Annotated in this window: 21 protein-coding genes; 12 read left to right on the forward strand and 9 right to left on the reverse strand. The window is 64.7% G+C overall.

Annotated features, from left to right (window positions below):
• Positions 1 to 93 precede the first annotated feature (93 nt).
• Positions 94 to 1,290 (reverse strand): acetylornithine transaminase, encoded by a 1,197-nt coding sequence (locus BRA1253DRAFT_RS02820; RefSeq protein WP_007590889.1) that lies wholly within the window; start codon positions 1,288 to 1,290, stop codon positions 94 to 96.
• Between the two features lie 403 nt (positions 1,291 to 1,693).
• On the opposite strand from BRA1253DRAFT_RS02820, the gene BRA1253DRAFT_RS02825 reads away from it, so the two are divergent.
• The 3 genes from BRA1253DRAFT_RS02825 (at position 1,694) to BRA1253DRAFT_RS02835 (ending at position 3,598) form a co-directional block, all read left to right on the forward strand.
• Entirely contained in the window at positions 1,694 to 2,641 is a 948-nt protein-coding gene (locus BRA1253DRAFT_RS02825) for a hypothetical protein (protein ID WP_007590892.1), read from the forward strand.
• Positions 2,642 to 2,790: 149 nt separating this feature from the next.
• On the forward strand, positions 2,791 to 3,222 hold the full coding sequence (locus BRA1253DRAFT_RS02830; protein WP_007590893.1) for a MerR family transcriptional regulator: 432 nt from the start codon (positions 2,791 to 2,793) through the stop codon (positions 3,220 to 3,222).
• Positions 3,155 to 3,598: a carboxymuconolactone decarboxylase family protein gene (locus tag BRA1253DRAFT_RS02835; protein WP_007590895.1), complete on the forward strand. Its 444-nt coding sequence runs from the start codon at positions 3,155 to 3,157 to the stop codon at positions 3,596 to 3,598. The genes BRA1253DRAFT_RS02830 and BRA1253DRAFT_RS02835 overlap by 68 nt, the downstream gene beginning before the upstream one ends.
• 77 nt (positions 3,599 to 3,675) lie before the next feature.
• On the opposite strand, the gene rimO is transcribed toward BRA1253DRAFT_RS02835, so the two are convergent.
• Positions 3,676 to 5,001 carry a 30S ribosomal protein S12 methylthiotransferase RimO gene (rimO, locus tag BRA1253DRAFT_RS02840; protein ID WP_007590900.1) on the reverse strand — a complete coding sequence of 442 codons (1,326 nt, stop codon included), beginning with the start codon at positions 4,999 to 5,001 and terminating at the stop codon, positions 3,676 to 3,678.
• A gap of 111 nt (positions 5,002 to 5,112) precedes the next feature.
• On the opposite strand from rimO, the gene BRA1253DRAFT_RS02845 reads away from it, so the two are divergent.
• The 5 genes from BRA1253DRAFT_RS02845 to BRA1253DRAFT_RS42620 all read left to right on the forward strand — a co-directional run bounded on the left by BRA1253DRAFT_RS02845 (position 5,113) and on the right by BRA1253DRAFT_RS42620 (position 10,932).
• Positions 5,113 to 5,703 carry an ANTAR domain-containing response regulator gene (locus BRA1253DRAFT_RS02845; protein WP_007590901.1) on the forward strand — a complete coding sequence of 197 codons (591 nt, stop codon included), beginning with the start codon at positions 5,113 to 5,115 and terminating at the stop codon, positions 5,701 to 5,703.
• A complete protein-coding gene (locus BRA1253DRAFT_RS02850) occupies positions 5,700 to 6,863 on the forward strand; it encodes a CmpA/NrtA family ABC transporter substrate-binding protein (protein WP_007590902.1) in 1,164 nt (387 codons plus the stop codon). The genes BRA1253DRAFT_RS02845 and BRA1253DRAFT_RS02850 overlap by 4 nt, the downstream gene beginning before the upstream one ends.
• Before the next feature lie 331 nt (positions 6,864 to 7,194).
• Positions 7,195 to 8,976, forward strand: coding sequence for a NirA family protein (locus BRA1253DRAFT_RS02855; RefSeq protein ID WP_007590903.1), 1,782 nt, complete (start codon positions 7,195 to 7,197; stop codon positions 8,974 to 8,976).
• A complete protein-coding gene (locus BRA1253DRAFT_RS02860) occupies positions 8,973 to 10,580 on the forward strand; it encodes a sulfite reductase subunit alpha (protein WP_007590907.1) in 1,608 nt (535 codons plus the stop codon). Before BRA1253DRAFT_RS02855 ends, BRA1253DRAFT_RS02860 begins: the two co-directional genes overlap by 4 nt.
• A gap of 199 nt (positions 10,581 to 10,779) precedes the next feature.
• Positions 10,780 to 10,932 (forward strand): hypothetical protein, encoded by a 153-nt coding sequence (locus BRA1253DRAFT_RS42620; protein ID WP_007590908.1) that lies wholly within the window; start codon positions 10,780 to 10,782, stop codon positions 10,930 to 10,932.
• Between the two features lie 106 nt (positions 10,933 to 11,038).
• On the opposite strand, the gene BRA1253DRAFT_RS02865 is transcribed toward BRA1253DRAFT_RS42620, so the two are convergent.
• The 3 genes from BRA1253DRAFT_RS02865 to pxpB are packed head-to-tail and all read right to left on the reverse strand — an operon-like array spanning position 11,039 to position 13,607.
• Entirely contained in the window at positions 11,039 to 11,809 is a 771-nt protein-coding gene (locus BRA1253DRAFT_RS02865; RefSeq protein ID WP_007590909.1) for a LamB/YcsF family protein, read from the reverse strand.
• A gap of 32 nt (positions 11,810 to 11,841) precedes the next feature.
• On the reverse strand, positions 11,842 to 12,879 hold the full coding sequence (locus tag BRA1253DRAFT_RS02870) for a biotin-dependent carboxyltransferase family protein (protein WP_007590910.1): 1,038 nt from the start codon (positions 12,877 to 12,879) through the stop codon (positions 11,842 to 11,844).
• On the reverse strand, positions 12,876 to 13,607 hold the full coding sequence (gene pxpB, locus BRA1253DRAFT_RS02875) for a 5-oxoprolinase subunit PxpB (RefSeq protein ID WP_007590911.1): 732 nt from the start codon (positions 13,605 to 13,607) through the stop codon (positions 12,876 to 12,878). The genes BRA1253DRAFT_RS02870 and pxpB overlap by 4 nt, the downstream gene beginning before the upstream one ends.
• Before the next feature lie 248 nt (positions 13,608 to 13,855).
• Between pxpB and BRA1253DRAFT_RS02880 the strand changes: the two genes are divergently transcribed.
• Both BRA1253DRAFT_RS02880 and BRA1253DRAFT_RS02885 read left to right on the forward strand, forming a co-directional pair.
• Positions 13,856 to 14,554, forward strand: coding sequence for a ribonuclease activity regulator RraA (locus BRA1253DRAFT_RS02880; RefSeq protein WP_007590912.1), 699 nt, complete (start codon positions 13,856 to 13,858; stop codon positions 14,552 to 14,554).
• 25 nt (positions 14,555 to 14,579) lie between these two features.
• On the forward strand, positions 14,580 to 14,984 hold the full coding sequence (locus BRA1253DRAFT_RS02885) for a cupin domain-containing protein (protein ID WP_007590914.1): 405 nt from the start codon (positions 14,580 to 14,582) through the stop codon (positions 14,982 to 14,984).
• 137 nt (positions 14,985 to 15,121) lie between these two features.
• Here BRA1253DRAFT_RS02885 and BRA1253DRAFT_RS02890 read toward each other — a convergent pair whose 3' ends face one another.
• Positions 15,122 to 15,472 (reverse strand): hypothetical protein, encoded by a 351-nt coding sequence (locus BRA1253DRAFT_RS02890; RefSeq protein ID WP_007590916.1) that lies wholly within the window; start codon positions 15,470 to 15,472, stop codon positions 15,122 to 15,124.
• 180 nt (positions 15,473 to 15,652) lie between these two features.
• Positions 15,653 to 16,549 carry a DUF2147 domain-containing protein gene (locus tag BRA1253DRAFT_RS02895; protein ID WP_007590917.1) on the reverse strand — a complete coding sequence of 299 codons (897 nt, stop codon included), beginning with the start codon at positions 16,547 to 16,549 and terminating at the stop codon, positions 15,653 to 15,655.
• A 282-nt stretch (positions 16,550 to 16,831) separates the two neighbouring features.
• Between BRA1253DRAFT_RS02895 and BRA1253DRAFT_RS02900 the strand changes: the two genes are divergently transcribed.
• Positions 16,832 to 17,758 carry a dienelactone hydrolase gene (locus tag BRA1253DRAFT_RS02900; RefSeq protein ID WP_245285852.1) on the forward strand — a complete coding sequence of 309 codons (927 nt, stop codon included), beginning with the start codon at positions 16,832 to 16,834 and terminating at the stop codon, positions 17,756 to 17,758.
• 28 nt (positions 17,759 to 17,786) lie between these two features.
• On the opposite strand, the gene BRA1253DRAFT_RS02905 is transcribed toward BRA1253DRAFT_RS02900, so the two are convergent.
• Entirely contained in the window at positions 17,787 to 18,569 is a 783-nt protein-coding gene (locus BRA1253DRAFT_RS02905) for a transporter substrate-binding domain-containing protein (protein ID WP_088941271.1), read from the reverse strand.
• A 138-nt stretch (positions 18,570 to 18,707) separates the two neighbouring features.
• Here BRA1253DRAFT_RS02905 and BRA1253DRAFT_RS02910 point away from each other — a divergent pair, with 138 nt between their 5' ends.
• Positions 18,708 to 19,205: a DUF1993 family protein gene (locus tag BRA1253DRAFT_RS02910; protein ID WP_007590920.1), complete on the forward strand. Its 498-nt coding sequence runs from the start codon at positions 18,708 to 18,710 to the stop codon at positions 19,203 to 19,205.
• 33 nt (positions 19,206 to 19,238) lie between these two features.
• Here the strand turns inward: BRA1253DRAFT_RS02910 and BRA1253DRAFT_RS44255 are convergent, their stop codons facing one another.
• Complete coding sequence (locus tag BRA1253DRAFT_RS44255) at positions 19,239 to 19,754, reverse strand: hypothetical protein (RefSeq protein ID WP_007590921.1); 516 nt, start codon at positions 19,752 to 19,754, stop codon at positions 19,239 to 19,241.
• Positions 19,755 to 19,934 lie beyond the last annotated feature (180 nt).

The raw sequence follows: 19,934 nt of genomic DNA on the forward strand, positions 1-19,934 counted from the left end.
CCGTCATTGCGAGCGAAGCGAAGCAATCCAGAATCTTTCCATTGAGGCAGTCTGGATTGCTTCGTCGCTTCGCTCCTCGCAACGACGAACGCGTCACGCCACGCGCCGTGCCGCGCCTGCCCTGGTCAAAATCCCGTCCAGACAATCGATCATCTCGGCGATCTCGGCCCGCGTGACGTTCAGCGCCGGCATGAAGCGCAACGTGTCGACCTGCGGCGCGTTCAGCAGCACGCCGGCCTCGAACGCCTGCGCGACGATGCCGGGCGCGATCGGCAGCTTGAGGTCGAGCGCGAGCAGGAGGCCGCGGCCACGCACTTCGCCGAGCCCATGCCGCGCCGAGACCTTCTGCAATTCGCTTTCGAGCAGCAGCCCGGTTTCGGTCGCCGTCTTCAGGAACTCCGGCTTGTTGACCTCGTCGAGCACCGCGAGCCCCACCGCGCACATGATCGGGTTGCCGTTGAACGTGCCACCCTGGTCGCCGTGCTCGAAGCAGGCGGCGCGGTCGGTCGCGAGCAGCGCCGCGAGCGGCACGCCGCCGCCGATGCCCTTGCCGAGCGTCATGATGTCGGGCGCGACGCCGGTGTGCTCGTAGTGGAAGAGCTTGCCGGTCCGGCCCATCCCGGTCTGGATTTCGTCGAAGATCAGGAGGAGGCCATGCGCGTCGGTGAGGGCGCGCAACTCCTGCAAGAACTGATCGGACGCCGGCCACACGCCTGATTCACCCTGGATCGGCTCGAGCATCACAGCGACGGTGTTGTCGTTGATCAGCTTTTTGACCGAAGCGATGTCGTTGAGCTTCGCCTTCTTGAAGCCGGCGACCTTCGGCTCGAACAGCGGCTCAAAGGCCTTCTTGCCTGAGGCCGACATCGTCGCCAGCGTGCGGCCGTGAAAGCCGCCTTCGAAGCTGATGATCTCGAATGCGCCACCTCTGTGGATGCTGCCATATTTGCGCGCGAGCTTGATCGCGCCCTCGTTGGCTTCCGCACCGGAATTGGCAAAGAACACCTGGTCAAACGCGCTGTTTGCGACCAGTGCCTGCGCGAGCTTCAGGCTGGGCTCGTTGTAGAAGGCCGGGCTTGGCGTCAGCAGCCGCTTGGCCTGCGCGGCAAGCGCGTCGGCGATCGCGGGCGGGGAGTGGCCGAGGCAGTTGACGGCCCAGCCCTGCACGAAATCGAGATAGCGCTTGCGGCTGTCGTCCCAGAGGTAGGAGCCGGCGCCGCGGACGAACACGGCCTTGGGCCGAGCGGTGATGTCCATCAACGCGTCATACGGATGGGTGGCGTTGGTCATGTCGAACTCCTCTGGAGGCGGGGGGAAAGGGCGCGCGAACAGCAAAAAGGCCGCACCTTGCGGGTGCGGCCTTCTCGAAAACTTACGCTGAATTCAGTGCTTCAGCGGCGTCGTCGGACATGGCGCACCCTCTCATCGTCGCGGGAGCGACGGCGGAGCATTTCGGTGCGCTGATGGGTCCGAGCGTTGATCATGGTGCGCGGCAATACATGCGAAAGGTGGGGCTTGTCAAGCGGGCGCTTTACAAACCACACGCGCAGCGTGCATGGGGCAGGTGAGAGATGCGCGGCTGGAAACCATTATGTCTCTAGCGCGTTTGTGATCACAGGACGCGAATTGGCTCGAACCGAACGCATGACGGTTCGGACCAAGAGGGGCGGGACCAACCAGATAGTTTTAAACCTTGTCCGACACGCCTTATCCGATCGACCTCGACAGCATTCGCGGCGCGTTTCCGCCGGGCATCGAGGCGCCGTCGCTGTTGCTGGACTTCGCCGGCTGGTTGGAGGGGCGCCCCTGGGGCAGCGTCGGCTGCTTCTCCTTGCAAGGCCAATTCTCCGATCACGCTCCGATTGTCGACGGCAGTCCCTTGCGCGACAGGTTTTCGCTGTTCATGCGGTTGCCGGATGGCTCGGCTGTTGGCGGCTGGTATGGCGCGGGTCTCGACCGTGACAATCCGCCGATCGTGGGGCTTGGGTCCGAGGGCGATTACGAGCTGCTGGCACCGAGCCTCGATGGCCTGCTCGCAAAACTGACGTCGCAACAATTCGACAAGGCCTGGAGCGATCTGAAGCCGCACGACGAAGTCGAATGCCAGACGGTCGAGCTTGCGCAATGGCTCACCGGACGGCTGAGCGGGGAGATGGCGGCGCCCGATGACGATCCGTCGGAGCTGCCCGACTTTCGCGGTTTCATGGAAAAATGGAGCCGGGATCGCGAAGACTACTGGGCCAATCATCGCTTGATGGCCGAACTCGGCTGGCGCCTCGCCGCGCATCTACCGAAGGGCAAGAAGCCCTGGGATAGGACGAGCTTCGAGATCGCGATCGTCGGCAGGCAATACCAGGCGCGTGTCCTGACGGGCGGACCGCAACCGTTCGAGGAAGCCGCCGCGATCGAGTCCCTGCTGCGCGATCTGCGCGAGGAGATGCGCCGCGCCCAGCCCGAACTCGGGCTGTGGTACGCGATGAAATTTGGCCTCTATGCCGACGGCCGCGTCATGCCCAACTTCGAATACGATGTGCGCCCGACCATCGACGGCGAGCCTGCGAAGCTGTCGGAGGCGCAAGCCGATCTTGCCCGCGCGCCGCGGCCGGAGCGCTGGGTGCCGAAATGGCTGGCGGAATCTTGAAGCCCGGATTGCCGCGACGCTGCCGCCCCGCCGAAATGTTCCGCTGTTGCGCCATCATGACCTCGCGGGAACGACACCTTCGATCCCCCTTGACTTAGAGCGCGCTCGAAGGGGTATCTGTACATGCGTCAGTACGAGAACGGGCACACATGAAGATCGGCGACCTCGCAAAACGAACCGGCCTGTCGACGCACACGCTGCGCTACTACGAGCGCATCGGGCTGCTGCCATACGCCGACCGGGATCGCTCCGGCCAGCGTGACTTTGACGCATCGATCCTCACATGGATCGCATTCCTTGGTCGGCTCAAGACCACGGGAATGCCGATCCGGGACATGTTGCGTTACGCGGCGCTTCGTGACGAAGGCGACGCTACCGGCTCAAGCCGGCGGCAGATGCTGGAAGTCCACCGCGAACAGGTGCGCACGCAGATTGCCGAACTCCAGGAATGCCTGCTCGTCCTTGATACCAAGATCGCCGGCTATGCCAGCGACGAACAGAGGACGAAGGAAAATGACGCACGCCCAAACGCAAGACGAAAGCCGCTTCGATCGCGGACAGCGGGCCCTGTTACGCATTGACGGCAGAGCTGGTGAAGCGGTCGTCGCCTCACTCGCCGACATTGCTCCGGATTTCGCACGATACGTGATCGAGTTTCCGTTCGGCGACATTTACTGCCGCCCGGGCCTCGGCCTGCGCGATCGCGAGATCGCGACGATCGCCGCGCTGACGGCCCTCGGAAATGCCGCGCCTCAGCTCAAGGTGCATCTCGAGGCGGGTCTGAACGTCGGGCTGTCTCGCGACGAGATCGTGGAGGTCATCATGCAGATGGCCGTCTATGCGGGCTTCCCGGCGGCGCTGAACGGGCTGTTCGCAGCCAAGGAAGTGTTCGCCGCACGTGACGAACAGCAGGCGTCGGGAGAAGCGAACGGCGGGCGTGATGTTGCCGTAGCTTAGCGACGGCTCGCGACCTCTCCCGCTTGCGGGAGAGGGAGCGGAGAGTTCGTCGCTGCACTGACCGCGACAGCGGAAGATCAGAATCCCGCGACGCTGCCGTGCAGGTCGTATTGGTCGGCGCGTTCGATCTTGGCGGTGACGATCTCGCCGACGCGCAAGGGGCGGCGGCTCGACAGGTAGACGGCGCCGTCGATCTCCGGCGCATCGGCCTTGGAGCGGCCCTTTGAGACGGTCGGGCCGACCTCGTCGATGATGATCTGCTGGCGGGTGCCCACCTTGCGCTTCAGCCTGCGCGCGGAGATTTTCTGCTGGCGCGCCATCAGCGCGTTGTAGCGCTCCTGCTTGATCTCTTCCGGCACGGGGTTCTCGATCGCGTTCGCGGTCGCGCCGGCGACCGGCTCGTATTTGAAGCAGCCGAGCCGATCGATCTCGGCTTCGTCCAGCCAGTCGAGCAGATAGGCAAAGTCCGCGTCGGTTTCGCCGGGGAAGCCGACGATGAAGGTCGAGCGCAGAGCGAGATCGGGACATTGCTCGCGCCAGCGCTTGATGCGCGCCAGCGTCTTGTCCTGCGCTGCCGGGCGCTTCATCGCCTTCAGCACCTCGGGGCTCGCGTGCTGGAACGGGATGTCGAGATAGGGCAGCACCTTGCCCTCGTTCATCAGCGCGATGACCTCGTCGACATGCGGGTAGGGGTAGACATATTGCAAGCGGACCCAGGCGCCCAATTCGCCGAGCTCGCGCGCGAGGTCGATGAATTTGGCGCGGACCTGGCGATCCTTCCACGGACTCTCGGCGTATTTCAGATCGACGCCATAGGCCGAGGTGTCCTGCGAGATCACCAGCAGCTCCTTGACGCCGGCGCCGACCAGGCGCTCGGCCTCGCGCAGCACGTCGTTAGCCGGTCGCGAGACCAGGTCGCCACGCAGTTTTGGAATGATGCAGAAGGTACAGCGGTTGTTGCAGCCCTCAGAGATTTTCAAATAGGCATAGTGCCGCGGCGTCAGCTTGATGCCCTGCGGCGGCACCAGATCGAGATGCGGATTGTGGGCGGGCGGCAGCGCGCGATGCACGGCGTCCAGCACGCTCTCATATTGCTGCGGGCCGGTGATGGAGAGCACGCCGGGATAGGCCTGCTCGATCTGCTCGGGTTCCGCGCCCATGCAGCCCGTCACGATCACCTTGCCGTTCTCGGCCATGGCCTCGCCGATCGCCGAGAGAGATTCCTGCTTGGCGCTGTCGAGGAAGCCGCAGGTGTTGACGATGACGATGTCGGCCCCGTCATGCTTGCGGGCGAGCTCATAGCCCTCGGCGCGCAGGCGCGTGATGATGCGCTCGGAATCCACCAAAGCCTTGGGGCACCCGAGCGACACGAAGCTGACCTTCGGCGCAGCCGTCTGATCCATATCCAAATCTGCCTGATTGACAGGGTTGAGCTAGTCCCAATTGCCCATAATTACAACCCTTTGCATGGCCGGCGGGCATGCTATGGATGAATCACTGGTGGTGAGTGAGCAATGAGCGCCGAACAGTCGCCCAAAATCGTGATCGTCGATGAAAGCCCGATCCGGGCTGCGATCCTCGAAGAAGGGTTGCGGGAGGCCGGATTCACGCAGATCGTCCATATCCGCGAGATGCAGAGCCTGCTCGCCCGTATTTATGCGGTCGATCCTGATATCATCCTGATCGATCTGGAAAACCCCAGTCGCGACGTGCTGGAAGCGATGTTCCAGGTCAGCCGCGCCGTGAAGCGGCCGATCGCGATGTTCGTCGACCAGAGCGATTCATCCTCGATCCAGGCCTCGGTCGAGGCGGGGGTCTCCGCCTATATCGTCGACGGGCTGAGGAAGGAGCGCATCAAGCCGATCCTCGACCTCTGCGTGTCGCGCTTCAATGCCTTCGCAAAACTCCAGGAGGAACTGGAGCGTACCAAGTCGCAGCTCGAGGATCGCAAGGTCATCGAGAAGGCCAAGGGCATCCTGATGAAGGTGAAGGGCCTGACCGAGGACGAGGCCTATGTGCTGCTGCGCTCCACCGCGATGCGCGAGAAGAAGAAAATCGGCGAGATCGCCCAGTCGATCATCACCGCGTCGGAGATGCTGAAATGACCACTCCCCTCCGCATCGGGTTCATTCCGCTGGTCGATGCCGCAGCGCTGATCGTTGCCGTCGACAAGGGATTTGCCGCGGCCGAAGGGCTCGAGGTCGAACTGGTCCGCGAGGTCTCCTGGTCCAACGTCCGCGACAAGCTCAATATCGGCTTGTTCGACGCCGCGCACCTGCTCGCGCCCGTCGCGATCGCGTCCTCGCTCGGTCTCGGGCATGTCAAGGTGCCGATTGCGGCGCCCTTCAATCTCGGCATCAACGGTAACGCGATCACAGTCTCGCCGGCGCTTCATGCCGGGCTGATGGAGGAGATCGACGGCGACCGCTTCGATCCGCTCGCCACGGCAAAAGCATTGGCGCGCGTGGTCGCCAAGCGGCGCAAAGCGGGGGCCGACCCGTTGACCTTCGGCATGACCTTCCCGTTCTCGACCCACAATTACCAATTGCGGTTCTGGATGGCGGCGGCCGGCGTCGATCCCGACGAGGACGTGCGGCTGGTGGTGCTGCCGCCGCCCTATATGGTCGACAGTCTCGCCAATGGGCATGTCGATGCGTTCTGCGTCGGCGCACCCTGGAATTCGATCGCGGTCGATCTCGGGATCGGCCACATCCTGCATTTCGTCTCCGACATCCTGGCCCATGCGGCGGAGAAGGTGCTGGCGCTCCGCCAGGTCTGGGCCGACAAGAATCCGGACGTGGTCGCCAGCCTGGTGCGCGCGGCGGTGAAAGCCGCCGAGTTCATCGAGCATCCGGAAAACCGGACCGAAGCGGCGCAGATCCTGGCGCAGCCGGAGCGGATCGGTGTCGATGCCGAAGTCATTCAGCGCACCCTCACGGGGCGCCTCAAGATTTCGCCGGATGGCACCTTTCGCGAGAGCGGCAGCTACCTCCTGGTGGGACGCGAGGAAGCAGGGCGCCCCGATCCGGTCCAGGCCGCCTGGCTTTATGCGCAGATGGTTCGCTGGGGGCAGACGACGCTGACGGCCGACGGCGTCAAGACGGCCATGGCCGTGTTCAGGCCCGACCTCTACGACGGCGCCCTCGGCCGCCGGCCGCCCGCCCAAGCCCCCGCGGCATTCGGCGCATTCGCCGGCCCCGCCTTCGATCCCGCCAATATTCGGGGGCATCTCGAAGCCTTCGCGGTAGGCCGCTGGAAGGTGTGATTCGGGCCTGCATCGTTTTTGAGCGCTGGAGATCCGAGTCTAAATTTTAGGCCGACTGCTCGAATTTCATAAGAGTTCCAGAGCCAAGAGTTCCCCAAGGCGCTCTTAATTACCTGATACTACACACATTTTCATTTCGTCGAAGCTGGCACGCAACTTGAATGTTGCAGTGCGGCCAGCCTGTCACAGATGCCTGCTGCGCCAGTCCCCAGCAACGAAGCTGATCGGACCGTTGGGTGCACAGCCGGCTCTCGAGCCAGCCGAGCTCCTCGCGGGTCGTGCACTTTCCGTCGATACCACCCAGGTGGCCGCAGGAGCTTCGTTACTGACCATGAAACTCGACACCGTCTCAGTCGACTTTACCGACGACCAGAAACGCTATCTCGAAGGCTTCACGACCGGTCTGCAGATCAGTCGCGTCGGTCGCGGTCTCGGCGGCGGCGCCGGCAAGGCGAACACCGAGCCGACCGGTCCCGATGCCGTGCACATCAAGGCGCAGGACAAGGTCATCGCCGCGGGCAAGAAGCTCGCCGACCAGGAGAAGGTCAAGCGCGACGAGCATCCCTTCGATGCGTATCCGCGTCTCCGCCAGCAGGCGCTCGACAATACGCCGCCGAGCCCGGCGGACAATTTCCGCTGGCGCTATTACGGCATCTTCTACGTCGCGCCGACGCAGGACTCCTACATGTGCCGTCTGCGCATTCCGAACGGCATCATGAAGCATTGGCAGCTGACCGGCCTTGCCGATCTCGCCGATGAAACGTGCGGTCCCTACAGCCACGTCACGACGCGCGCCAACCTGCAGCTTCGCGAGATCCCGCCGAAGAACGCCGTGAAGCTGATCGAGGGCATTCAGGACCTCGGCCTGTGCTCGCGCGGCTCCGGCGCCGACAACATCCGCAACGTGACGGGAACGCCGACGGCGGGCATCGATCCGCAGGAGCTGATCGACACACGGCCTTATGCGCGCGAGTGGCACTACCACATCCTGAACGATCGCTCGTTGTATGGCTTGCCGCGCAAGTTCAACGTCGCCTTCGACGGTGCCGGCAGGATCGCCGTGCTCGAGGAGACCAACGACATCGCTTTCACGGCGTATGAGGTGAAGGACGGCTTTGGCGTCGAGCCCGGGACCTGGTTCCGCCTCGGCCTCGGCGGCATCACCGGCCACAAGGACTTTGCCAAATATTCCGGCATCGTCGTGAAGCCTGAAAACGCGACCGCCGTTGCCGACGCCATCGTGCGCGTCTTCATCGAGCATGGCGACCGCACCAACCGCAACAAGGCGCGGTTGAAATACGTGCTCGACGCCATGGGCCATGACGGTTTCCTCAAGCTCGTCGAAGAGCGGCTGAAGACGCCATTCACGCGCGTGCCGGAAGAGGCGTTTGCGCCGCGACCGGCCGCGGACCGCATGGCGCATATCGGCGCGCACAAGCAGAAGCAGAACGGCTTGAACTGGATCGGCGTGTCGCTGACGCTCGGCAAGATCAGCTGCGATCAGATGCGGGGCCTCGCCAAGGTGGCGCGGGACCTCGGCGACGGCGAGATCCGTCTGACCGTCTGGCAAAACCTGCTGATATCAGGGGTGCGCGACGAGAATGTCGAGCTTGCCATCGCGGCGATCAAGCAGATCGGGCTCGCGGTCGAGGCGTCGCACATCCGCGCCGGCCTGATCGCCTGCACCGGCAATGCCGGTTGCCGCTTCGCTGCCTCCAACACCAAACGCCACGCCGCCGAGATCGGCGACTGGTGCGAGCCGCGCGTCGAGATGGACAAGCCGGTCAACATCCACGTCACCGGCTGCCATCATTCCTGTGCCCAGCACTACATCAGCGACATCGGCCTGATCGGAGCGCGCGTGCCGGTGAACGACGAGGACACTGTCGAGGGCTATCATCTCTTCACCGGCGGCGGGTTCGGTCCTGACGCCGACGTCGGGCAGGAGGTCTACCACGACCTCAAGGCCGAAGACGCGCCGAAGACGGTCGAAGGGTTGCTCAAGGCCTATATCGCCCATCGCTCGTCTCCCGACGAGACGTTCCTGTCCTTTGCGCGCCGCCACGACGGCGAGACGCTGCGCAAGCTTGCCGATGCCGAGGTGTCTTCATGAACCAGATCAGCCCTCCACCCAAACTAGACATCATTCCCACGAGTGCCCCGTTCTCCGACGCGCAACGCTCCTGGCTGAACGGCTTCTTTGCCGGGCTGCTGTCGCCTGACGCGGCCACGCCGCTGTCGGCCGAGCAGGGCGCTGCTGTCATGCAGGCTGGTGATGGTGATGACGGTGAAGCGCCGTGGCACGACCAGACCATGCCGATCGCCGATCGGATGAAACTCGCCGAAGGCCGTCCCGTGCGGCGCAAGATGATGGCGGCGATGGCGCAGCAGGATTGCGGGCAGTGCGGCTACAATTGCCACGACTATTCGGAGGCGATCGCGAGCCGCAGTGAAGCGCGGCTCAACCTTTGCGTCCCCGGCGGCAAGGAAACCGCGCGGATGCTGAAGTCACTGCATGAAGAGCTGGACAAGGCGCCGGCGGCAAAGGCTGGCGACAAGCAAGACGCTGTGGCGGCCCCCGCCGTGACCGTGACGATCGCCGAGCCCGGCCGCTCGCGCGACAACCCTGTTGCGGCGACCTTCCTGTCGCGCCGTCTTCTCAACAAGGGAAAGTCCGAGAAGGAAACCTATCACGTCGAGTTCGATCTCTCCGAGAGCAAGCTCGACTATGTCGTCGGTGACAGTTTTGGCGTGTTCGCGCGCAACGAGCTCGGTCTCGTCGACCAGGTCATCGCGTTGCTCGGCGCGTCCCACACCACCAAGGTCAATGGCAAGACGCTGCGCGAGGTGCTGATCGACGACGTCTCGCTGTCGCCGGCGCCCGACACGCTGTTCGAACTGCTCTCCTTCATCACTGGCGGCGCGCAGCGCGAGAGGGCGCGGGCACTGGCGCAGGGCGAGGATCCCGATGGCGATGCCGCCACGCTCGACGTCATGGCGGCGCTGCAGAAGTTCTCGGGCACGCGGCCGCATCCTGAAGCCTTCGTCGAGGCGCTGGAGCCGCTGCAGCCGCGGCTCTATTCGATCTCGTCGTCGCACAATGCGACGCCTGGAAAGTTGTCGCTGACGGTCGATTCCGTGCGCTACGTGATCGGCAAGCGCAAGCGTATCGGCGTTGCTTCGACCTTCCTCGGCGAGCGCATCGCGGAGGGCGAGAAGCTCAAGGTCTATGTGCAGAGGGCGCACAATTTCGGCCTGCCGCAGGATCCGAAGACGCCGATCATCATGATCGGCCCCGGCACCGGCATTGCGCCGTTCCGCGCCTTCCTGTTCGACCGCAAGGCGACCGGTGCGCCCGGCAAGAACTGGCTGTTCTTCGGCCATCAGCGCAGCGATTGCGACTTCTTCTACCAGGAGGAGCTCAACGCGATGAAGACCTCGGGCCTGCTCACGCGCATGTCGCTGGCCTGGTCGCGCGACGGCGAGAAGAAGTTCTATGTGCAGGATCGCATGCGCGAGGTCGGCCGCGAGCTGTGGACGTGGCTCGCCGAGGGGGCGCATCTCTACATCTGCGGCGATGCCAAGCGCATGGCCAAGGACGTCGAGCGCGCGCTGGTCGATATCGTCGCCCAGTTCGGGGCACGCTCGACCGACGAAGCCGTCAGTTTTGTCGCCGAGCTCAAGAAGACGGGCCGCTTCCAGGCTGACGTCTACTAGCTGTCATCCTGCCGTCATCCGAGCCGGTTCCAACTGGCTCGGATTGAACGAATAAGATTCTCGGAACCTGGGGGCGAGGAGAATTTGCTCCTGCGGTGCGGCGTTTTCAGAGAACGCGCATCGCTATTTCCGCGGGACTCTTGCCCGCCACCCCGGTTGATCCCTCATAATCCCGCAAATGGGGCGTTGGAGATCGACCATGCGCGAACTATCGGCGGAAGCCAGGCTGCACTTCTACGCGCGCTCGCTCTCGCGGCGGACCGGGGCGAGTGTGCATCATGCCGCGATGTACAGCGCCTTCGCGGTCATCGCCGCCATCGTGTTCGGCACGCTCTCGGTGCACCCGTTCTGATGACCCGCGTAGGGTGGGTTAGCCGAAGGCGTAACCCACCAACTTCGTTCCGCATGCGCTGAGCCATGGTGGGTTACGCTTCGCTAACCCACCCTACGGACCAACCTCACGCCCCGCGCTTGAACGGCGCGACCTCGATCCCTGCATCCTTCAAAGCCTGACGCAGGCCGCGCGCGATCTCGACTGCGCCGGGCGTATCGCCGTGGATGCACACCGTGTCGGTTCGCATCTTGATGACCTTGCCCGTGACCGAAACCACCGCACCGTCCTGCACCATGCGCACCACGCGGTCGGCGATCGCCTTGGCATCATGCAGCACCGCGCCCTCCTTCTTGCGCGAGACGAGATTGCCGTCGTCCTCATAGGCGCGGTCGGCGAACACCTCATGCACCATCGGCAGATTGGCGGCTTCACCGGCCTTCACCAGCTTCGAATTGGCGAGCACGACGAAAATCAGGCTCGGGTCGACCGCCTTGATGCCGGCGGCGATCGCCTTCGCGGTCATGTCGTCCTCGCAGGCGACGTTGGAGAGCGCGCCGTGCGCCTTCACGTGCGTGACCTTGTGGCCGGCCGCGGTCGCGATCGCCTGCAACGCGCCGATCTGGTAGGCGACGAGGTTCTCGATCTCGGAGGCCTTCAGGCCCGCGATCGGATGGCGGCCGAAGCCGTGCAGGTCGCGATAGCCAGGATGCGCGCCGACCGAGACGCCGCGCGCTTTCGCCAGCTCGACCGTCCGGCGCATGATATCGGGATCGCCGGCGTGGAAGCCGCAGGCGACATTGACCGAGCTCGCCAGTTCGATCATGGCGGCATCGTTGCCCATCTCCCACGCGCCAAAACCTTCGCCGAGATCGCAATTGAGATCGATCGTCTTCATGGGGTGCTCTCCGTCTCTGATCGTCTTGTCGTTTACGGCTCGGCCGCGACCTGCCAGGTCCCGGCGTCGACGGCACTGACAGCATAGCCCGCGACGTTGGCATCGCTGAGCGCTTCGATGTTGAGCGCGACAGTGTCGGCGGAGCGCAGGCGATCGGGCAGGTTGCGGATCAATTGCGCAAACTTCCTTGCCTCGTCCTGCGCCTCGGCCATGCTGACCGCCTTGAAGCGGAACGCCGTTCCCGCCGAGGTCTGCGCGAGGCGGCCGACATCGGCCGTGATCACGGTCGCGATCTTCGGGTAGCCGCCGGAGGTGCCGCGATCCATCATCAGCGCGATCGGCGCGCCGTTGCCGGGCACCTGGATGCTGCCGTTGACCGTGCCGTCGGAGACGATGTTGTGGCCGTGCAGATGCTTGATCGCGGCACCTTCCAGCCGGTAGCCCATGCGATCTGACGTCGCCGAGATCTTCCACTCGCTGTCGAGGAACAGCGCCTTGTTGGCGTCGTCGAATTCGTCGTCCTGCGGTCCGAGCAGTACGCGGATCGGACCGCTCGATGGCTTCGGCAATTCGATACGCAGTTCCGGTGCACCGCTTGCGGCATCGACGGTGAATTCGTCGCCGGCCTGCAACGGGCGCGGGTAGGGGCTGCCGAGACCGGCACGGGCGTTGACCGCGAGACTGCCGAACACCGGCTCGCCCTTGATCCCGCTTTCGATCGCCAGATAAGTGAACGCACCGCCGCGAGCAAAACCCAGCGTCAGCGTCTCGCCGTCCTTCAGCGTCACCGATGTGTCCATGGCGACTGGACTGCCGGCGACGTCCGCATTGCGCGGCGCGCCTGAGATCGCGACGCGCACGGCACCGTCGCGCGCGGTGAACGAGGCGCCGAACGGGCCGACCTCGACAGCGGCTGCAAACGGTTCGTTGCCGACAAGCGTGTTTGCTGCCGCGAGCGAGAGGCGGTCCATCGCTCCGCTGACCGTCAGGCCATAGCGTTGCGCGCCATGGCGTCCGCCGTCCTGGACCGAGCTTGCGGGCCCGATGCTGGCGATCACGAGCCGGCTCATGCGACCACCTGCTCGGCGATGATCTCGCCGGCCTCGGCGGCGCGGTCCTGTTCCTCGAACGTCTTGTGGTCGATGGCGAAAAACGTCACGCGATCGCCGGGTTCGGTGAGGAAGGTCGGATTGCGGTGGAGCTGATAGGTCCGCACCGGCGTGCGGCCGAGCAGGTGCCAGCCGCTCGGCGCTGCCAGGCACTGGATTCCGGCCTGGATGCCGCCGATCGAGATCGTGCCGGCAGGCGTCAGCAGCCGCGGATTCTGCCGTCGCGACATCTGCAGGGATTTGTCGAGGCCGCTGAGATAGGACCAGCCCGGCGTGAAGCCGATCATGGCGACCTTATAGTCGCCGGCGACGTGGCGCGCGACGATGTCGTCGGGTGTGGTGTTCAGCGTCTTCGCGACGTCCTCGAGGTCGATGCCGTGCTCGCCGCCATAGGCGACGGGAATGCGCCAGCGGCGCGCCCTGGTGGCCGGCGGCAGCGGCTGGCTGGCGAGCGCGAGCAGCTTTTCGCCAAGTGCGTCGAAGCCGATCCTGCCGGGATCGTAATGCACCAGCAGCGAGCGATAGGTCGGCACGGACTCCGTGATGCCATCGATCGGGCTTGCTGCGAGCGCCTTGTCGAGCGCCAGCACGCGCTGGTTGGCGTCGTCGTCGATGGTACGGCTGAACTCGACCGTGACGGCGCTGTCGCCACTGGGCAGAAGGCGGGGCGGGGGAAGCGTCGCGGACATGGGCTGTCGAAATCGGGCTTCTGGAGATACGCGGGCTCGGCCTTGAGCTCCGCTTGTTCCTGCTTCGCGTAAATGCGCCCGCAAGTCCAATAAATTAATGCAGGGGGAGGCGATAAAGCCTTGTTATCGCGACGCATAACTGCGCTGCGGCCCTGCATGATTGGTAGCTTGTTGGCCCTTGACGCAAGGCCCGCACCCCGCAAGATGCGCGCGTTCTTTCCCGCCCATCCCGGAGCTCGTCTGTTTCCATGTCGCTGTCCCCCGAAGCCCGCAAGACCCTCGCCGGCATCACCACTGCTACCATCACCACGGTCCTGCTGAAGAAGGGCCTGCGCAACATCTGGATGCGCGGCGCGCGTCCGCTGCGCCCGGGTCTGCCGCGCCTGGTGGGACCGGCCTTCACGCTGCGCTTCGTGCCGGCGCGCGAGGATCTGGCGACGCCGGAATCCTGGTCGTCGCCGATCTCGACCCGCACCGCGATCGAGGCGATGCCGGAGGGCTGCATCGCCGTGGTCGATGCCATGGGCATCACCGACGCCGGCATCTTCGGCGACATCCTGTGCGCGCGCATGATGAAGCGCGGCGTCACCGCACTCGTCACCGACGGTGTCGTGCGTGACGTCGAGGGCGTGCTCGGCACTAATCTGCCGGTCTGGTGCGACGGCTATGCCGCGCCGCCGTCGGTTGCCGGCCTGACCTTCGTCGGCTGGGGCGAGCCGATCGGCTGCGGCGGCGTTGCGGTGTTCCCGAACGACATCGTGGTCGCCGACCAGGACGGCTGCGTGCTGATCCCGCAGGCGATGCTCGAACACGTGCTCAATGAGGGCGTCGAGCAGGAGCGGATGGAAGCCTGGATCGTCAACGAGGTGAACAATGGCGCGGTGCTCCCGGGCCTCTATCCCATGAACGCCGAGACCAAGGCGCGCTACGCCGCAAGCAAGAAGTAATCGGTAAGGAAACGAGGTAAATCCAATGGACATCACTGTAGCAGGCACGCGGCCGACACGCCGTGCGCCCGGGGAACACTTCACCGGCACCGTGTGGCAGGACCCCGTGATCATGGCGCCCGCCCCGGCGCGGCTGAACTGCTCGCGCGTCTCGTTCGAACCGGGCGCGCGCACCAACTGGCACCACCATCCGCTCGGGCAGACGCTCTATGTGATTTCGGGAGTCGGCCGGGTCCAGTCCAAGGGCGGGCCGATCAGGGAGATCCGTCCCGGCGACACCGTCTGGATTCCACCGGGCGAGCTGCACTGGCACGGCGGGTCGCCGACGAATGGCATGACCCACATCGCCATGCAGGAAGCGCTCGACGGCGTGTTCTCGACCTGGTTGGAGCCGGTGACCGACGCGGAGTATGGGGCGGCCGTCGGCTAGCCTCCCGGACAAGACGCATCGCTACAAGGCGATGCGGCGTCGATCCGGGACCCAGAGATTTGGGACCCACGAAGAACGTTGGGTCCCGGCTCTGCGGAGCAGCGTTGCACGCTGCACCGCGTCCGGGACACAGCATCCTACATCCGCTCCGCCGTCCACGTGCCCGTGCACATGCTGCCGCGCCAGGTGCCGGAGCCCGAAGTGCCGCTGAGCCGGCCGAAGCCGACGGCGCGCTTGATGCCGGTGCTCAAGGTAACGTTGATGCTGCCGGCATCTGCGACGCGGCCTGACGCCGTCACCATTGCGCTGCTCGAGGCGATCTGACCGTTGTTGATGCCGATGGCGACGGTCGAGCCGTTACCGCAGGTCTCGCTCGACGACGAGATGCGGACATTCCATGCGCCGTCGAAAGTGCTGGCGCTGGCCTGCGCGGCCGGCAACGCGATGACGATGATTGTGGCGAAGAGAGCCTTGCGAAATCCGTTCATGACACGCCCCTAGGGTTGATCATGCGGGATCGTGTCACGGACGCGGAACCGGCGATGTGAGGGTTGTCACGCGCGCGACGGGCCCTGTGATGTCGCGCACGTCGCAATCGATTTGACGACAAAAGCAAAAGGGACCCGCGCTGCGGGCCCCCTTGCGTCGGTCAGAGTGTCGCCCCGAAGTCAGTTCACCCGCGTCCAGGTCTGGCCGCCGCAGAACATGCCGCCGAAGGCGCAGCCCTGCACGCGCAGGCGATCGGTGCCCTTCAGCGCGATGGTTGAATCGTAGGTCGAGCCGGAGTTCGGATCGAGGATGCGGCCGGACCATTTTGGGTCCTTGTTCTGGTCTTTGCCGGGCTTCATGTTGATCAGAACCTGCTCGCCATTCTGGTTCGATTTCGAATCGACCGAGTAGCCGCACAGATTGCTGCCGCATTGCTCGATCCGGACCTTGCCTTCCTTCTCCTCGGTGAGCCAGACGCCGAGCGGCGAATTGAGGTCGCGCGTGGGCGCTGTTGCGGGAGCCGGCGGCGCGACGGCAGCCGACTGAACGGGGGCAGGCGCAGGCGCCGGGACGGGAGGCGGCGCCGGAGGCGCGGCTGCGACCGTCGGGGCGGGCGGCGGAGGCGGTGCGGGCGGGACTGCCGCCACCGTCGGGGCAGCACTCGGGGCTGGCTGAGGCGGCGGCACAAGCGCGTCTTCGGCCCGAGCATCGTTAGCCGTGGTGGCCGGAGGTGCCGGCGGGGCCGGAGGCGCGACGGCCACGGGAGCTTGGACCGGAGCTTGGACAGGGGTCTGCTCGGCCGCCGGAGGCGCCGTGACCGGTGCTGGATTAGCCGGTGGCTGCGGGTCAACCTTGGCTTGTTGCGGTGCCTGCGGGTCCGCTTTGGGAGCCCCCTTGGCATCGTTCTTGGCCTTCTTCGCCTTGCCCTGGCCGGTGTTGTCGTAGACGCCGGGGATTTGCACCGTGCCGCGGTCGGGATCGATGCGGATGGTGCGCCCGCCATAGTCGAAAGTGTACTGCGCCTGCGCAGCGGTGCTCGCCAAAAGGAATGCGGCCGTGGCCAACAGCTTCCTCATTTCGCATCTCCTGAAACAGGTGGTCCCCGCACCGACGCTTACGCGCCGGTTCGATCGCAAAAAGTGACCTAGATCACTGTCACCGTATGAGTCGTGGTCCGGCGGTTTCGGGTTCAATAACACCGGAGCGGGTCCAAAGTTGGACAGCGGCGTGGCCCGCATCTGGACGGATACAGAATGGGCAAGTACAACCGTCCTGGTTGAATAGTTTGAAAGTACACGCTCATGCCACGGCCACTTGCCACAATCATTCTGATCGCGGCCTGCTGTCTAGGTGCGACCTTGGCGCAAGCGGCCGGACTTCAATTCATCGAGGTACCCGCGGATGCCGACGGGCTCGCCCTCAAGGGCATGGCGTGGACACCTTGCACGGCGGCGCCCTCCGAGGTCGCATTGGGCCGCGGAGTCATTGTGCCGGGCGTAAAGGACTGTCCGGTCGCGGGCAATCGATTGCCACTGATCGTTGTCTCGCACGGGCGCCGCGGCTCGTTTCTCACGCACAACGATACCGCGGCCGCACTTGCTGATGCCGGATTCGTGGTCGCTGCCATCAGCCATCCCGGCGACAATGCCAGGGACAGCAGCCGGACGGACGAGTTCTCCGTCCTTATGCAGCGTCCCACCGACATGAAACGGCTCACGAGTTTCATGCTCGGCGCATGGAAGGAAGCGGCGGTCCTGGACCCCCGGCGGATTGGCCTGTTCGGGTTCTCGCGCGGCGCCTATACCGGTCTCGTCGTGATCGGCGGCAACCCTGACTTCGGCGCGCTGGCCCGGCTCTGCGAGAGAGAGGGAGGCACGACGCCGAAATGTCGGGACATTCGCGAGGGCCGGATGCCAACCGAGCCGGCAGTCCACGATCCCCGTGTCAGAGCGGCCATCTTGGCGGATCCGCCACTTCTTGATGGTCTCTTCAGCCGAGAGCGCCTCGCCGATCTAACGATCCCAATTATGTTGTGGCGTTCAGCGCTCGGTGGCGACGGCGTCACGCCCGATGCTGTCGATGCGCTGGAAGCCCTTCTTCCCGCACGGCCCGATTATCGGATCGTGCCCAACTCCGCGCATTTCTCCTTTATCGCGCCATGCGCGCCTGAACTGGCCGAAACAGCGCCGATTCTTTGCACCGATCCGCCCGGGTTCAATCGAAAAGCGTTTCACGACGAGTTCAATGGCGCGGTCGTGGCCTTCTTCCGCGCGCGCCTGGAGTGACGTAAGGCGCACGCAGCGCGGGTATCGCCTAGTCGAACCAGGCGGCGTAGATCTTCTTGTAGCTGCCGTCCTGCATGGAAATGTGCAGCCATTGGTCGACGAACGCCTTCAGCGCCATGTCGCGCTGGAGCCAATAGGCCTTCTCGGAGAAGTCGAACGGCTTTTCGGGATGCACCGCGCAGAGCACGCCTTGATGCTGCTTTTGCTGGTAGCGCGTCTCGGAGGCGTCCGTCATCATCAGGTCGGCATTGCCCTTGGCGATCTCGTCGAAGATCACGGTATTGTCCGGGAAGACTGTGATGTCGGCGTCCTTGATGTTGGCACGCGCGAAGCGCTCGTTGGTGCCGCCGGGATTGACGATGACGCGGGTGCCCTTCTTGTCGATGTCGGTGATGCTCTGGTATTTGCCGACATCGGCACAGCGCGCGATCGGCGTCTTGCCCTCGCGCATGATCGGCGTGGAGAAGAAGCCCTTCTTCTGCCGGTCCAGCGTGACCGAGACGCCGCCCATGGCGATGTCGAACTGATCGGCCTCGAAATCCTTCATCAGCTTCGGCCAGGCCGTCGGCACGAATTCGACCTTGACGCCGAGCGCCTTGCCGAGCGCCTCCGCCATGTCGACATCGAAGCCACTGAATTGCTGCGTCGTCTTGTCGAGATAGGTGAAGGGCTTGTAGTCGCCGGTCATGCCGATGCGCAAAGTACCGCGCTTGACGATCTCGTCGAGGCGGGACGGCGCCGCCTGCTGTGCGTGGGCAGATAGGCTTGCCAGCAGGACCACGGCCAAAGTCGCCAGAATTCGACTGGTCATTCGAACGATCATCTCTTTTCCACCCATGCCCAAGCTGTCATTGTGCAGCTCTCGATGCCTGTCTTGAGGCTTGGATTTAGACCAGATGCCCGTCGCTGGCGAGGCGGAAGTGAAGGGAATTTTGAAGTGACGATCTCGATGTATGACGCCTCGGTCGGACTCTTCGTGCCGTATCTGCGCAACCTGTCCGCACTGCTCGACAAGGGCGTTGCCTATGCCGAAGCGCGGAAGTTCAATCCGGCCGTCCTGCTCGGCATGCGCATGGCACCCGACATGTACGATCTGGCGCAACAGATCGGTGAGGCCTGCCGCCACGCCACAGTCGCCGCGGCCTTGCTGGCCGAGCAGGAGCCGGTGACGCTGCCGGTGCTGGAGCACGACATGGCCGGGCTCCAGGCCCGCATTGCGACGTCAATCGAGTTCATCGAAAGCCTGCCGCGCGCGGAGATCGATGCTGCGGCGGAACGGAACGTCTTCTTCAGGCTGAAGAACGGGACCGAGTTGCCGTTCACCGGGCGGACGCTGCTGCTGACCTTCAGCGTCCCGCAGTTCTTCTTTCACGTCACGACAGCCTACGACCTGTTGCGGCACGCAGGCGTCGAGCTCGTGAAGAAGGATTATCTCGGACGACGATAGGCCGAACCGGCATCCACGTCGCGCGAAAACGCGCTAGGCTTCGCCCTTGCGCTCGTAATCGGCGAGCGAGCTGCGGCCGGCGATTTCGCTGCGCAGCTCTTCGAAGCGCCGATGGGCCTCGTCCTCGTGCGCGTCGACGAAATGCACCGCGGCTTCGCCGGTCATCGGGCCGCTGACCACGGGCACGGACTGCTCGCCGATGGTCTCGTGGACGTAGAACTGGCCGTCATCGCCGCGATGGACCGTCCATTTCAGACGGATGGCCACCATCGGCCCGGGGCCGACCTTGCTGTAGCCGTCGGCATCGGTGTGCTCCGGCACCAGGGGCTGCTCCTCGACCACCGGATGCTCATCGACCGTCAGGTGCTCGTCGACGAACGCGTGCTCGTCCGCGACCCCATGCTCACCGGCAACCACCATTTCGGTCACGGTGACGGTCTCGGTTTCGCGCACGGTCTCGGTCTCGCGCACGACGAGGACGGGTTCAGGGTGCTCCAGGATGCTGGCAATGGTCGCCAACGCGTGGTCGGTCGGGTCGATCTCTGACAAGGGTCCATCCTCCAGCTCGACGCGGCCGGCAAGTCTGTCCCACTGCCGCCGCGGCCGGACCTATTACGCGGGTTTGATTAAGGCTGAGTGAGGGCTCGATCTGCACCAAAATGGGACTCATTCTGGCGTTCCGAAGGCGGGCGGACTGATCGTCCGCCCAGAAGAACCGCCCGGAAGACC

Origin of the sequence: Bradyrhizobium sp. WSM1253 (genome assembly GCF_000244935.1) — a bacterium.
Taxonomy (GTDB): domain Bacteria; phylum Pseudomonadota; class Alphaproteobacteria; order Rhizobiales; family Xanthobacteraceae; genus Bradyrhizobium; species Bradyrhizobium canariense.